Consider the following 13,876-nt stretch of genomic DNA (forward strand, 5'->3'; position numbering starts at 1 on the left):
ATTTATCCTACAATCTTCCAGTTACTATCCTTATGTAGCACAAGCTCATACTGCGATACCTGCGTCGCTTTTGTCTGATTATCAATGAATTTTACCGCAACCTTGACTTTCACATTGTCGCCGTCCTTTATAAAGATAGGGTTTACCAGTTCAGAATAAAGGTAGTCCCTGCCGATAGGTTCAATCACATTTCCCAATACATAGTAAGCAAGCTCTTTTTCCGTCGCTGTTGGGTACAGCTTAAAGAATGTTTCCAGAAAAGCGGTAGCGTCATTTACCGTATCAGCGTCCACGCTTGCGTCTGCTTCTGGTGTCTTAGGCTCATAGTCTGATTTTTCAACTGCTGGTGCAAGGGTAGGGTTTTGAACGATTACCATATCCCCGTCTGCGTCCACATAGACTTTTACAGTATAGGTTGCTTTCACATTGCTTGTCTGTTCTCCCTCTTTTATCTGCTGATCTACTTCGTAGGTAGCAGAAAAAGTGTCCGCTCCCGATTGCTCGATATGCCATACAATCACATCTGTAACCGTGGAGCTGGTCGGTATATCGGTTCTAATGGTGTCTACATTTAAGTCCTGCAATTCCTTTGTCAGATAACCGCTGATTGCCTGCGTCCTTGCTTCGATAGCTTCTTTGCTGTTATCCCATGTGTAATAGGACTTCGCAAAGTTTTTCACGAAATTTTCTATCCCGTTGGTGTCCTGCAAGCAAAGTTCAATGATTTCTTTTTCATGGGTGGTGTGCTGGTCGATAGCCGTAAAATTCTTATACACCCCAAAGCTCACGCTTGCGACAAGCACCACCCACAACGCAATCACGGTTTTCTTATGTGTGCCTACCTTGACAGTACGCACCTTTTTTTCTTTTGGTTCTTTGATAGTTTCTGTCTGTTTCTTATTCTTCTTAAACATATTTTTCAAGTCCTTTCTATTGTTTTACTCGTCCTGCACCGATTAAGTGCTGTTGCCAGTAACTACTACTTAGGTCTGCATATCCTATCGGGTCGCCTGCGTGGTACATCTGTGTCGGCGAAACAAGAATACCGACGTGTGTTACATACGAACCAGCGTTATAGGTGGAATGGAAAAACACCAAATCGCCTGCTTTTGCCTGCGAGAGTGGCAGATGTTGGGTTGCGTCATACTGTGCTTGTGCTGTTCTCGGTAAGGAGATACCAGCTTTTCCATAGCACCATTGCGTCAATCCCGAACAATCAAAGGAAGTATTCGGGTTACTGCCACCATACACATACTTCCAGCCTTGATATTTCAACGCTTCATTCATTACCTTTTGTGCCAGTTCTCCCGATACCTGCGGAACTGCTAAATACTGATTGACTACTTCCACATAGAACATATTTCCATAGCCATACCGCCAGCCCCCATTCTTAGCAACGGCTATCGGGTTGGTGTAGGTTACTTTCTTTCCACCCGATTTCTCACGGGCGAAGCTCTCTGCAAGATTAAAAGTGTGTTTTTTTCCTTTTCCTGCCACATATCCCACATAGCCACCGCCATAGTTATAAGACTGTATCGCTACATTCAAGTCGTCGATACCTTGATTTTTGCAGGAAGAAAGCAGGGACGCAAAATACTTACACCCCTGCTTGATTGAGCTTTCCGTATCTAAGGAATTAGGCGGTAAACCAAGACTTTCCGAACTCTGCATAACATCTTCTGCCGTACCGCCACTTTCTACTTGAATGATAGCAAGTAACACATTGACATACTCGGAGATACCGTTTTCTCTGGCGTATTTTTCTACCATAGGCTGATGTTTCAAGACTTCTGCGGATAGGTTCATACCCGTAATGCCAGAAGAAAAATTGCTGTTCTCGTCGTCGCTGTCCGCACTAATGAGGACGCCAAAGAAAAGCACCAGAGAAAAGAGGATAGGAAACAGACTGCCAATGATAGCGATATGTTTCAGTTTCATTTTTTCTTCTGTCCTTTCTTCGTTACAAGGTTACGGGTTTTCTCTATGGTCTGCTGGTTCTTCTGGACGCTCTGGGTCTGCTGAACCTTTATCCTGCGGTCTTTGGTGTCATTCTGGCGTGTTTCCTGCGATACCACTTTTTCTACATTCTGCCTATGTACTGTCTGTGTAGGCTGGGGTGCTTTCTTATCAGAAGCACCAGAAGATAACGGACGCTCTTTGATAACATTTGTCTTGACTGGCTCACTTGCTTTCGGAGTTGGAGCTGTGGCTGGGCGTTTGACTTCCTGCATTTTTTCAACACTCGGCTTTGGAATGGTTGAAGCTGTGACTGGTCGCTCATGGGGACGGGTAGCTCCCGTTGTCGCTGATCCGTCAGCCTTTCGCTGTACCTGCCTTGCTTCTTGTGCCTTTTGAAGCTCCATACGTTTGTCAGCGATATTTTTCTTACGCTGTTCCTGCTTTTCCAAGCGTCCCGTCTGTCTGGACTGCTGTTCCTGCACCATGCCACGCTTGAAGTCGGACACGCTGGACTTTGCCTTTTCCTTTGCGGAATACACCGCATAAGCGGTCTGTGTCGGCATATCCTTGATATTCTCTTTGACAGCGTTTGCCTTGTCTTTCACTTTATTTTTCGTATCTAAAACAGCACCGACTTTTGAACCTGCACGCTGTCCCATGCTGGAAGTGGTATTGCCCCGATTTTCTTTAGAAGCCGTATTTTTTCTTTCGGCTCTCTTGCCAGCAACGGCACTTCCAGCCACCGCACCAGCTACACCGCCCGAAATACCGCCAGCACTTACCGCCCTTGCAATACGGTGTTCCATACGCCTAGCCCGATGTCGCATAAACAGATACGGTCTGCGGAATATGCGTCGTCCCATGCTTTGACTGTCGCCAGCATTAAGTGAGAACATACTCATTAAGTCGCCCAGCTTCATGTAGATACCAGCGAAACATACTATCTGCAAGAACGCCACCATAAAGAATGGGTAGTCTGTGGAAATGTTGTAAAACATACTGGAAATACTAAATGCCACCGTTACAATGAGCGTTATTCCTGCCCGTGTCATTATGGTATTAAATACTCTCACGATTGCCTGCTTTGCCATGCTTTCATAGCTCGGTATCATGGAAAGTAAAAAACTGATAGGTAAAAACATTGCAAAGATAATAAAAAGTATCTGGCTGAACAACATCATGCCCGTAAGCAAGAATACAAATATCGTGATACCCAAGTTAAAGAACAAGAGGAAGAACACCATACCCAAACGGTTCACGACCTGCGGTATTGTCAGATTGTTATTGTCGTTGTCCTCGATTTCTGTTTTCACGACTTCCTCTCTGGTTTTCCCGTCCTCGTCCTCTGGACTTGCCGATACGAGAGCTTCTACACGGTCTGTCCCGATTTCTTCTGCGTTGCTGTTCCCGAATTGAAGCAAGAGCCACGGCTGTTCCACTTGAATAGAAAATAGGCTGTCCCGTATCAAGTCCACGCTGTCCTTACCCTCGCTGTCGGAGTTAGGGAGCATGATTTTTGTTCCCAAATCCAAAGAAGCGGTACTGATGTCTGATGAAAATTCATTTATCTTCTTGATATAGTCGGGAGCATAAGCAATAAATGAAGCGGACAGCACGAACACCACCACAAAGTTGATAACAGCGTGAAGTGCTTTGCTGGTTTCCCGTTTTATCAGTCCCGTATAAGCAACGTACATTCCCACCACTAAGATAATGAGAAGCAGGAAACCAACATAGAAGCCCGTAGAAGAAAAGCCGTTCTCGGTAACGCCTGCAAGGGTCTGTATGCTCTTTCCGATACTGTCTGCCATATCATTGATGAAGTCCAGCTTATAGGCTTCCTGCACCACATAGCCCGTTGCATTACTCAAATACAAACTGATAGTCCAGACAAAGTTGGTAATGCAGTACAGCCCGTATTGTACCGATTTTCCGATACCGTCGAGCCAGTTCCACGGAAGCCACGACCAGCTATTATCGACGAAAAAATCAAGCTGGTAGTTGGAAAGGGGATATTTTGAATAAAGATTTTCTGCGTTTATGGTATCGTCTACAAGCCCCGTCGCATGAGCCACCGTCCCCAAAAGTGAAAGCAGGATAAGGGAGAGTGCCACCACGAACAGAGCCATTTTGAGAAAGTGGAAAATCTTCTTTTTTGTGAACACACCTTTTATCCTTTCTTTCATCACTCCACCTCATTTCTCTGTACGGGCGGTCTGGTATCAAAGGCGTGTAGCAGTTCTTCAAAGACTGGGTGTATCTGCACCACACCGACACGCCCGTATAAGTCCTGCAATAAGCATTGTCCGTTCTCCAAATCACGCAAGCGTTTCTGGTTGTTCTCATCGTCCTTGTCGATACCGAAAAACTCTAAGGTCTGCTTTATCTCGTTTATATCCGTGCTTCTAAATGCAAACTTTAAGCCGATATTGTTTTTCAGACTTTCCTTTGACACGTCATAGGCAGACTGGGTAACGAAATAAACGCCTGCCTGCATAGCTCGCCCAGCACGAACCAGCTTATTTGATAAGGTTTCTCCTTGTGCCACATTTAAGAACGCCCACGCTTCGTCTAAATCGACAATCTTAAAAATGCTTCTGTCCGAATGGATAAAATCAAGGGCAAAGGTACTAATCACAATCAGCATAGACACAGACAACAATTCAATGGTCGTGTATTCTTCAAAAGTGGTATCTTTATCTGGCAGTACAAGGTCGGCTACTTGAATGATATTGAGCTGATTATCCAGACTGATAGCATTTTCTACCGTACCGTCTGAAAACAGCAGGTGTGCAAAGTCGTAGTCCGTGAAGCTGTCGATATGGTCTGCGATATTTCTTGATATGGGCGTATCTTCACGGCGTAGCTCGTCTATCACATGGAGCAAGCCCCGACTGTCGCTCTGGGTAACGGAGCGTACTGCCTTACGAAGTACGGGGAATTTTTCGCCGTCCCTTGAAGAAATACCCGTAAGGAATGTTAAGATGTCGATTGCCAGACTTTCAGCGTCTTTTACATTCTTCATAATCACAAACGGGTCAAGAAGCCCTGCATTGTCCTTATCGCTGGTAAGATTTACGATATTGATTTCATGTGCAATCTCTGGGAGCGTTTCTTTCCAGTTACCACGCTCACTTTTAGGGTCTAACAGAAGTGCTTGACCGCCAAACAGCACCGCATAATATACCAGAAGATTGTTACAGAACGATTTCCCACCGCCAAGCGAACCGACAAAAGCAGACGCTAAAGCGTTGGTAACTGTACCTTTTACACCTTGACTGGCAAGGGACGGTTGCAGGTACACATTTCTTCCCGTATCAACAGAATAGCCCATATAGATACCCGTAGTTTCTCCTAACTGCTGTGTCGCACCAAAGCCAAGCCCAGCTAAAAAATCTGATTTTACATACTGCACATAGTCATTGATATATCGCTTGCTGGCTGGTAAAAATTCAGAATGAAGCCCCAGCATATCCCCAGCAGGACGCACCAGCTTTACATTGAGGTCGTCGTAAAAGTCCTTGACTTCATCACAACGGCGTTTCAGCTCGTCAAGATCGGGTGCAGACACCCGTATGACGTAGCTTAACTTATACATACTTTCTTTTGTCTGGTCTAAATCAGTTTCCAGCTCGTCCACGCTGTCTAAAGCGTCCACCACATTTGAGCTGGTTTCACTTCCTGCTTGATAGGCGTGATTATCAAGGTCTTTCAGTTCCTTTTTCTTGTTGCGGACGGTCGTTAATGCTTTCCGATTTTCCACGATTTCTACATTCATGCTCGTATCAACGGGGAATGTGAATTGCTGTTGCTGGAAATAGAAGATTTCAGACGACGGAAAATCAAGCTCTCCTACAATCGCATTGACGGTAAAATAGGACACATAGCTTTCCTTGTCCTCATGTTCCAATCGTAAATACCGCTGGCTTTCCTCAATCACACACCTTGTCGGACGGATAAGGTCGTAGTATTTTATCAGCGTCTCTTTGTTCAATTTTTTCTTTGGTAGCTGGTACTCATAATCTTCATAAGCGATACCGTCCCTGCCGTAAAGATGTTCCATGAGATACCCAAAATCATGGATTTCCAAGCGACGCACCTTAAAGCGACGGGAGATTTTATTTTCCAGTAACTTTTCCATTTTTATGTAACGGTTGATTTCATCATTCGGCATGGAAACAAAATCATTCATCAGCGTGTGGTTCACTTCATGGAGAAATTCTGTGAACGTCAGCCACACCGATTTTTTGATGTTCTTCAGATTGAGCTGTTCTTCCGTAACCATGAGCTTAAAGCCAAGAAAAAAGCGGTAGTCCACTTGATTGTCCCCAATCATAGATACTAACGCTTCGGTCTGTTCGTCTATCTTCTGGCAGGCAACTTCCTTTAATTTTCCAGTTACCAGCTTCTTTGACTGTTCCTGCATACTGCGGATTGAGCTTTCTGTGGCAATCTGCAACGCATGAATTTTACCCTCACGGGACTGTGCGATAAGCTGTCGGAAACTGTCATGCACGATAAATTTCTGCTCTGCGGATAGAAAAGAATAGTTGTATGGTATCAGCTCATAGTAGGCGAACACCTCATTGTCCTTGTTCCAGACAAGGTTATTGTCAATATATTTTATCGGGAACATAGTTCACACTCCTTACTGCCGTGATTGTTTCATTCAATATCTGCTTATGCAGTTTTACGGCTTTTCCTGCATAAGTGATTTTTGGTCGCAGGGCATAGGTTATCTGTGATTTCAAAAAGCTGTACGGCTTCTTTCCGTCAAAGGTTTTCTGCGACATGAACCAAGTGAGAGCAACGGGAATACCAAAGTATTTGAGAAATGCTCCCTCAATCATGGAAAGTGGGGGAATATCCCCAAACAGAATGATGATAAATTCCGTAATCACAAACCATGTAATCTGTGTAAAAGTAACGGGAAAGGGTAAGTTAAAGTCATTGATTGCATACAAGACTTTTTCCACGTTCCAGATACCCGTGTAGCTTTTAATCTTTTTCAAGTTCTTTCAGCTCCTTTCAAAATAGAAAAGGACAGCCATTTTCAGACTGTCCCTTAAAGAGAAATACGCTGTCAGTAGCAACAATGCTTGTCGCTGATCTTCCAGCGTTAATATGGTATCTCGCACATACCTCGGCTTGTTTCAATAAAGCAACCGCCCATATCCAAATCTCGCCCGTAGGCTTCATAGTCAATGTAATTCTGTAAGCTGGGTGGAATGTCCCCAAGTGCCTGCAATTCGTCTATGTAGTAGTAGGCAACATCTGTCATGGTTTCACAGTCGGGATAATAGTAAATATCGTCCTTATGTTCCACGACTTCTTCCAGCGTCCCATAGTGGCTGATAAATTCGTCCAGACACTCTACAATATAGTCGGGAAGTTCCTCTATCATTTCATACATCTCATTGAGTTCTTCAATGGAAACATACTCGCCAATCGCAATGGGAAAGTTGTCGGTATCATGGATAGCGTATTCCTCATACTGTTCATTCAAGCCGATTTTTTCTTTCACATCTTCCTCGTCAATGGGGAACGTGAACCAAGCACCGACTAAATAGCCCTCATTGTATTTGCCAAGATTAGCAATATAAACCGCCATATCATCAATCATAAGCACCACCTCATTTCCTACTCTGGCAGTTCAAAGATACCGTGTTCTGTTACTAAAAATTTCCCGTGTTCCTGCAAGTGAGAAGCGTAGGCTTCAAAGTCAAAGTAGTATTCTTGACAGTCCTCGGATAAATGCTTGAACATCGGGTCGTTCATCAGCTTTTGCCTTGCAACATCTATCATGCTTTTACAGTCGGGATAAACAATAATCACGTTCCTGCAAATATAAAGTGCTTCTAAATTTTCAAACACCGTAAGTAGTGATACATATTCTTCCTGCATATCACTTGAAAGCTGGCGGTACATAAAATCTAATTCGTTGAGCTGGTACACGCTGGTGTGTTCGTGGACTTCATCAGCATAAGGCAACACCTTTTCGATAATACGATAATCCCCACTTTCTGCACCGATACCTAACTTTTCTTCAAACTCGGCAACATCTATCGGCAGGTCGAACCAGTATGATATTGTTTCTTCGCCAGTTGTTCCTCTCGTTTCCACCAGCACCCTTGTTTCCTGCATTGTTCCTCACGTCCTTTCTGTTGCTTCATCACATCTTTTAAGCTCTGGTACGACATACCAAACACATACTTTGAAAAATCTTCTAACTGTTTTATATCATAATTCGTAAGCGGTAATCGCTTCATTTCATGCCACACTTTACGCTTGTAAGAGGGCAGGTTAGAAATATAATCACAGCCGACGTTTGCCTGCATATCCTTAAAAATATCGCTCATTTCATCACTCCAATCTGATTTTAGGTAAGAAAAAAGCAGTCAATCCTAAGACTAACTGCTTTATGTATATGGATATAATTTGATTAAGTTTTAAAACCAGTTTGTTTTTTCATCTCTAAATTGAGGGTTATCGCTGTGTTGATATGGATTATAGTTATTCAGATTGCAACCATATTCTTTTAATGATTTGATTTTGTTATCTTCTGTCCATTCAATTAAGGAAATACCGTCAAATTCTTCAACGCTTCCCGTATTCATTTCATTTTTAAAATACCATTCTACGACAGTTTGATTTTCTTTATGAAAGAACTGTTTAATATCCCAAATAATGACTTTACCACGAGTATTCCATTCATTAAACCAATGTTTTACTGTTTTAAGATTTTCATATTTAGGACACCAGCTTTCCGTATAAACAACATCTTCTGTAAAAATTTTATCTATTCCTAAGTCTTGCTGTTTCAACCACATATCAAACCATAAACGAATAATTTTTTCTCTCTCATTCAAAATAGAACACCTCGATTACTTCTTTTTTCACATTATAGCACCCATACATCAGCCCCACAATAAAATTTTATGCACCGATAATCTTATTGAACAGCTCTAACAGTACATCTTTCACACCGCCAGCATTGAATACCAAGCCGACAGCAATCAAGGCAACTACCAAGAAACCGATAAGTTTTGAAAACTCACGCTTGAACCCTAAGTAGATACCGATAACCACAATCGACATAAGCACTAAGCTCTGTGCGTTGCTTAAAAACCATTGATACAAATTTTGCCCGAAATTCATGTTATTTGTCCTCGCTTTCTTTTAATTTCTTCATTTCATAGTCAGCTCCTTTGCCAACACTTAAAATACACATCAAGGCTACGCCGATACCCGTTCCAACAGATACCAGCAGGAAGTCTTTCAATAATTCCCACATTTTTTCATCACTCCTAACTTTCTACTAAATCTTTTGCAGGGGTCGTCTGCTGTTTGATTATCATTTCATGCTTTTCTGTGAGCTTTGCCTGCTGTTCGATAGTTTTCATGTAGTCTGTTCCGTTTCCCTTATCAATCCTTTTCAGCATTTTCAAGGTCGGTGCTACCTGCCGTTGTACCCACCGCAATGTACGGTCTAAGGTGTAAGGCTCTGGCTTTGTCGTCAGCTTCAAGCTCTGTCTGTTATCGCCGATAAACCACGCCCAGCGGTCATTGAGTTTCCAGTCATTTTTTCGCTTGTCTGCTTCTTCATCAACAAACCGCACATACTGGTTGATGATAGAAAAGGCAGTCTGCTCTGCGTCATAATAGGTCAGCAAATCTCGTACTGCATAATAGGCACGTTCATTTCTAAGCCGTATCTCAAAACGGTTGATAATGTCGGCTTCTTCCAGCGGTGTCCCTAACTTGACGTACTGCTCATAGTCCTTTTCATAGATACAGAAATACACATCTGATTTTAGCGAACCAAGATAAAGGGTGCGTCCCATATATTCTCTGTCGTCCTCTCTATGCTTGATAAGCTCGCCCGACTGATAAAACTTATAACTTCTGGACTTTCCGATATATTCCCGTTTCCTGCATTTTTCCGCAAGCTCTGGAATATCCAAAATACCCGTATGGTCGTTGATAGCAAGGTCGATACGCTTCATCACGCCACCGTCTATGAGTGCGTCCATGAGAAAGTCATACCAACTTCTTTGTTGTGCCAGCAGGTAACTTTCAAACTGTCGGCAACCACGCCCCTTTAACTCTAAAAGGACACCTTTTTCTTCGTCAGCCGACGTATAGATAAAGATGTCCCCTAAAGAATAATGCTCCGTATAACTGTAATGTCCGTAATCTTCATGGAGCATATAATTGATATTCAGTTTTAATATATCTTTGATGATGTGCTGTATATCCAGCGTGGGAAAACGAATTTTCACATAATCAAACAGCATGGTAAGCGGTACTTCTGGATTGAACCTTGCCAGTTCCTTATGCAGAGTTTCCAGAAGTTCCTTTGACGGCTTCATTTTTCCACTTTCTATCTTGTTGAAATATTCCCTTGTGATACCAGAAGCCACCGCCAGCCTGCCTTGTGAGATACCGTAAGCAATCCGTTTCTCCCGTAATTCTTTTATCCGTTGTTCTTCATTCAGAACCATACCCCCAATCTGTAAAGTGTGAAGTTTTTTAAGGCGACTTCACAGCCGATTTTTGCTAGAAAACCATGCCAGAAGCCTTATGTTTCCTATGTTTTTTGTCTATTGTCTATTTGCAAACGTACCCCTCTGTTAGATACCGAGGGGTTTTACCTGCTGGCGTGGCTGACGCCACACCAGCAACGGCTAGTCCGTGCCGTCGCCTTTCGCTTCGCACGTCGCCGTCCCGTCCTGCCTTGCTTGTGCAAGAGAGCTGATAGTCTGTAAAAAATCATGTCCTTTTGGGACTAAAGGCGTGTAAAACTCACTTATGACGCTTGTTCCCACATCACAATAGCCACGCCCCTTGATACGCTTCTGGAAAAACTGCTTTTTCACATCTGAACCAAACAGCATACCGTAACCTAATTCGCTGATACGCCCAAGTCCCACACGGAAATTGAAGTTATCTCTGATACCATCTGAAAAATACTTTGCGTCTGGACGCTGGCAGGCAACAATAAGGAAATAACCTGCTTGTCGCCCTAACATAACGATTTTCTTTAACTGGCTAAGTAAGCTCACGCTTTCTTTTGTCCCCAACATTTCAAAAAACGCTACATATTCATCAAAGATAAGAAAGCAGGGTGGAAGTCCCAGATAGGCGTAGTTTTCGCCCGTCTTATAGTTCGGGTGTTGCTTCATTTCCTCACTTCGCCGTACCATGCCCTCATAAAAGGCATTGACGCAATCAATCATTTCTTCTTTGGTGTGATAGACATTAGGCATGACTGTTCCCAAGTCTGCAAGGTCGCTGTTCTTTGGGTCTAAGATATAAAGGACAGCGTTGGTATGCAGTAAGGCTTCAATGAGCGTCAGCAGAAAATAAGTTTTACCGCCACCAGTCCCACCAGCAATCAAAGCGTGAGGGAGTGCGTCATATTCCCACACAAGATTTTTCATCAGCCTAAGACAGCCGTTTTCTGCCCATACTTCATCAATGGTAATGCGGTTTGCTATCATGTCATAAAGCAGGGTGTATTCAATATAGCCGTCATGTAAGGTCTTGTCGGTCAGCTCGCAATACAAGCCACTTTCCAATTTATCCTCTAACCGTAAAAGCTGGTCTTGATATTTTCCTAACGTGATTTCACAGCGGATATGGAGCAATCCCTTTTCCATTTGATAATAAATCTTTGGAAACCAGACGATTTTTTCCCTTGATCTGCTTTGCAGGTCAGTAAAAAAACCGCTGTCTTGTACGGTATCGGCTTCATACCACTTATTTTCCAGTATCATTCGTGCCAGCTTTTGACGGTGCAATAGCTTCTTGAAACTGTCGTAACAGAAGCGGTAATACAGAAAAGCGACCAATGCACAAACACCAGTCGCTATCAGCACAGTTATGAAGTTGTAAGGGGAAAGCGTCAAGCCGTTTTCTAACAAGCTGAAATGTTCCCAGTCGGTACGCATGAGCTGTTTGATGTTCAGTAGCAGAAGAACCGCCATGAATACAAACAGAAGCGTCCCTATGGAAAAGTGGTAGACAAGGTGCTTGTCGCTGGCTCTGATACGGTGTCCTTTGTTCCAAATCATACGCATAAATCAATCCTTTCTAGGTATGAAAAAAGCAGTCAATCCTAAGACTAACTGCTTAATCAACAATAAAGTGTAAATTTTATTGTTTCTTTTCTTCTTTTTTATCTTTTTTATTTTTTCTATCCCACCAAGTACCTGCTAATGAACAACTTCCGCCCATAACTATAAAGCCAATCATAATAAGCCAAAATTCCATGATTTCTCCTCCCTTTTAATTTGTTAAATGCTGGCAAATAAAAATTACAACAAAACATATAATAAGTGCGATTACACCTGCAATGAATGCAAATATGATTTTTTGATAATTTCTTTTTCCTATTTCTTGTTGTGTTTCATCATGCGTTAATTGCTTTCCGTCAATAAATGCCAAAATTTCTTTATAGGTTTGAATGTCATGGCTCTTTTTGAATTTTTCAATCTTACTTGCCGTATAGAGCGTTATTGCAAACAAGCATAACCAAATAATAATTCCTATATTTCCCTTAATACTAAATAAAGGATAGGCACTTATGGCTACGACTATCAATTCAATTAGGAAAACTACACTTATCACATTAAACTTTTTAATAGTTGCTTTTTCTACAATCTCCCTCATCTCCTTTATATCTTCTTTTATAAAATTATCTAAAGACACATTGAAGATATTAGATAAAGTAATTAAACTTTTAACATCTGGACAACTTTTATTTGTTTCCCAGTTAGAAATTGTTTGTCTTGAAACAAATATTTTAAGAGCCAGTTCTTCTTGAGAAATTTTTTGTTGTTCCCTAAATTTTTTGATTTGTAATCCAATATCCATCTTGAATCTTCTCCTTTATTGTATATGAATATAGCTATTTTGTCTGTCAAAAGCCTTTGACATTGCCATTTTCCCTTGTCAAAATAGTTTTACATGGCTTAAAACAGAACTTTTCAACTAATTATATCGGTTCTATATATAAGTTACAAGAAAAATATGGGCTCACATTTATTTTTTCATCTGTCCTTGCGGTACATGGTTCTGTGGATTGCCTGCGTTCTGATTGCCTTTATTCTTCAACACAATATCCTCTGCCTTTACATACCAGTCCACATCTGCACCCGTATAGGTTTTTCGTGATACCGTATCGGCTACTGGATTGACAAGCTCCACAACTGCATTGTACGGAAATTCCCTTACTGGTACTTCTGGCGGTACAGACACGGGGATAATTCCACCATGCAGACTGCACTTCAAATCATAGATACGCTTTTTAAGCTGGGTACTCGGTGTCCCGTCCTCATTCTGCAAGAATACATCACGCACTGCTGTAAATTTTAATTCTCCAAATGTTTTCTCTTTGTCAATAACAAAACCGTTTGATAATCTCATAATATTTTCACTCCTTTACTTTTCTTCAACTGCTACAATATCATCAGCAAGTAACACATAATCGGTATGTCCCATATCCCCAATTGCGTAACCTCTGCCGTATAATTTCGGATTGACAAGTTTTACTTTCTGTTCATACTTGAAATGCTTTTCGCCAGCCTGCACGGGAATTTCCACGACAACATTTTCGCCTTTCTGCACATCAGAATAAAGGTTGTAGCTTCGTCTGGCTAAGACCCTGCGGTTATTTTTATCTCTTTCAAAGATAGGCTCGCTTTCGCCTGCAAATTCAAGTGTTCCAAAAGACTGTGCCATATCTGGCACGACATATTTCATTTCCATATTGTTTTACCTCGTTTCTTTCTATATTTGATAAGTTTTTGATAGTGATTTCTTATTCTGGCGGTTAGGGAAGTACCAGCAAGTCCCCAGATAGTAAAGGGTAAAATAAATGCTTACGCACCCTTGACTATCCGTGTTCTTGCAG

At 42.1% G+C, this 13,876-nt stretch carries 15 protein-coding genes; all 15 read right to left on the reverse strand.

Annotation, left to right across the window (positions count from 1 at the left end; all coding sequences use genetic code 11):
* Positions 1 to 2: 2 nt before the first annotated feature.
* The 15 genes from H8711_RS10265 to H8711_RS10340 all read right to left on the reverse strand — a co-directional run bounded on the left by H8711_RS10265 (position 3) and on the right by H8711_RS10340 (position 13,731).
* Complete coding sequence (locus tag H8711_RS10265) at positions 3 to 914, reverse strand: conjugal transfer protein (RefSeq protein ID WP_003062215.1); 912 nt, start codon at positions 912 to 914, stop codon at positions 3 to 5.
* Positions 915 to 930: 16 nt separating this feature from the next.
* Positions 931 to 1,938, reverse strand: coding sequence for a bifunctional lytic transglycosylase/C40 family peptidase (locus H8711_RS10270; RefSeq protein ID WP_003059774.1), 1,008 nt, complete (start codon positions 1,936 to 1,938; stop codon positions 931 to 933).
* Positions 1,935 to 4,145, reverse strand: coding sequence for a CD3337/EF1877 family mobilome membrane protein (locus H8711_RS10275; protein ID WP_003060083.1), 2,211 nt, complete (start codon positions 4,143 to 4,145; stop codon positions 1,935 to 1,937). Before H8711_RS10275 ends, H8711_RS10270 begins: the two co-directional genes overlap by 4 nt.
* On the reverse strand, positions 4,145 to 6,595 hold the full coding sequence (tcpF, locus tag H8711_RS10280) for a conjugal transfer ATPase TcpF (protein WP_003060327.1): 2,451 nt from the start codon (positions 6,593 to 6,595) through the stop codon (positions 4,145 to 4,147). The genes H8711_RS10275 and tcpF overlap by 1 nt, the downstream gene beginning before the upstream one ends.
* Complete coding sequence (locus H8711_RS10285; RefSeq protein ID WP_003061368.1) at positions 6,573 to 6,971, reverse strand: conjugal transfer protein; 399 nt, start codon at positions 6,969 to 6,971, stop codon at positions 6,573 to 6,575. Before H8711_RS10285 ends, tcpF begins: the two co-directional genes overlap by 23 nt.
* 107 nt (positions 6,972 to 7,078) lie before the next feature.
* Positions 7,079 to 7,582 (reverse strand): antirestriction protein ArdA, encoded by a 504-nt coding sequence (locus H8711_RS10290; RefSeq protein WP_002323345.1) that lies wholly within the window; start codon positions 7,580 to 7,582, stop codon positions 7,079 to 7,081.
* Between the two features lie 17 nt (positions 7,583 to 7,599).
* Positions 7,600 to 8,103: an antirestriction protein ArdA gene (locus H8711_RS10295; protein WP_003062492.1), complete on the reverse strand. Its 504-nt coding sequence runs from the start codon at positions 8,101 to 8,103 to the stop codon at positions 7,600 to 7,602.
* Positions 8,104 to 8,408: 305 nt separating this feature from the next.
* Positions 8,409 to 8,828 (reverse strand): nuclear transport factor 2 family protein, encoded by a 420-nt coding sequence (locus H8711_RS10305; protein WP_003060053.1) that lies wholly within the window; start codon positions 8,826 to 8,828, stop codon positions 8,409 to 8,411.
* A 67-nt stretch (positions 8,829 to 8,895) separates the two neighbouring features.
* Entirely contained in the window at positions 8,896 to 9,117 is a 222-nt protein-coding gene (locus H8711_RS10310) for a hypothetical protein (protein ID WP_003060793.1), read from the reverse strand.
* A gap of 1 nt (position 9,118) precedes the next feature.
* On the reverse strand, positions 9,119 to 9,253 hold the full coding sequence (locus H8711_RS10315; protein ID WP_003061156.1) for a DUF3789 domain-containing protein: 135 nt from the start codon (positions 9,251 to 9,253) through the stop codon (positions 9,119 to 9,121).
* Positions 9,254 to 9,266: 13 nt separating this feature from the next.
* The gene (gene mobT / locus H8711_RS10320; protein ID WP_003062030.1) at positions 9,267 to 10,463 is read right to left on the reverse strand and encodes a MobT family relaxase; all 1,197 of its coding nucleotides are present in this window, start codon (positions 10,461 to 10,463) and stop codon (positions 9,267 to 9,269) included.
* 183 nt (positions 10,464 to 10,646) lie between these two features.
* Positions 10,647 to 12,041 carry an FtsK/SpoIIIE domain-containing protein gene (locus H8711_RS10325; RefSeq protein ID WP_003062524.1) on the reverse strand — a complete coding sequence of 465 codons (1,395 nt, stop codon included), beginning with the start codon at positions 12,039 to 12,041 and terminating at the stop codon, positions 10,647 to 10,649.
* Positions 12,042 to 12,249: 208 nt separating this feature from the next.
* Entirely contained in the window at positions 12,250 to 12,837 is a 588-nt protein-coding gene (locus H8711_RS10330; RefSeq protein WP_003061262.1) for a helix-turn-helix domain-containing protein, read from the reverse strand.
* Positions 12,838 to 13,005: 168 nt separating this feature from the next.
* Positions 13,006 to 13,389: a YdcP family protein gene (locus H8711_RS10335; protein WP_003062614.1), complete on the reverse strand. Its 384-nt coding sequence runs from the start codon at positions 13,387 to 13,389 to the stop codon at positions 13,006 to 13,008.
* 15 nt (positions 13,390 to 13,404) lie between these two features.
* A complete protein-coding gene (locus tag H8711_RS10340; RefSeq protein WP_003059926.1) occupies positions 13,405 to 13,731 on the reverse strand; it encodes a YdcP family protein in 327 nt (108 codons plus the stop codon).
* Positions 13,732 to 13,876: the final 145 nt, after the last annotated feature.

This window comes from Ligaoa zhengdingensis (assembly GCF_014384885.1).
GTDB lineage: Bacteria > Bacillota > Clostridia > Oscillospirales > Ruminococcaceae > Ligaoa > Ligaoa zhengdingensis.

Coding starts and splice junctions, on each gene's coding strand:
- H8711_RS10265 (WP_003062215.1), bottom strand. CDS start 914: ATGTTTAAGAAGAATAAGAAACAGACAGAAACTATCAAAGAACCAAAA.
- H8711_RS10270 (WP_003059774.1), bottom strand. CDS start 1,938: ATGAAACTGAAACATATCGCTATCATTGGCAGTCTGTTTCCTATCCTC.
- H8711_RS10275 (WP_003060083.1), bottom strand. CDS start 4,145: ATGAAAGAAAGGATAAAAGGTGTGTTCACAAAAAAGAAGATTTTCCAC.
- tcpF (WP_003060327.1), bottom strand. CDS start 6,595: ATGTTCCCGATAAAATATATTGACAATAACCTTGTCTGGAACAAGGAC.
- H8711_RS10290 (WP_002323345.1), bottom strand. CDS start 7,582: ATGATTGATGATATGGCGGTTTATATTGCTAATCTTGGCAAATACAAT.
- H8711_RS10295 (WP_003062492.1), bottom strand. CDS start 8,103: ATGCAGGAAACAAGGGTGCTGGTGGAAACGAGAGGAACAACTGGCGAA.
- H8711_RS10310 (WP_003060793.1), bottom strand. CDS start 9,117: ATGAATTTCGGGCAAAATTTGTATCAATGGTTTTTAAGCAACGCACAG.
- H8711_RS10315 (WP_003061156.1), bottom strand. CDS start 9,253: ATGTGGGAATTATTGAAAGACTTCCTGCTGGTATCTGTTGGAACGGGT.
- mobT (WP_003062030.1), bottom strand. CDS start 10,463: ATGGTTCTGAATGAAGAACAACGGATAAAAGAATTACGGGAGAAACGG.
- H8711_RS10325 (WP_003062524.1), bottom strand. CDS start 12,041: ATGCGTATGATTTGGAACAAAGGACACCGTATCAGAGCCAGCGACAAG.
- H8711_RS10330 (WP_003061262.1), bottom strand. CDS start 12,837: ATGGATATTGGATTACAAATCAAAAAATTTAGGGAACAACAAAAAATT.
- H8711_RS10335 (WP_003062614.1), bottom strand. CDS start 13,389: ATGAGATTATCAAACGGTTTTGTTATTGACAAAGAGAAAACATTTGGA.
- H8711_RS10340 (WP_003059926.1), bottom strand. CDS start 13,731: ATGGAAATGAAATATGTCGTGCCAGATATGGCACAGTCTTTTGGAACA.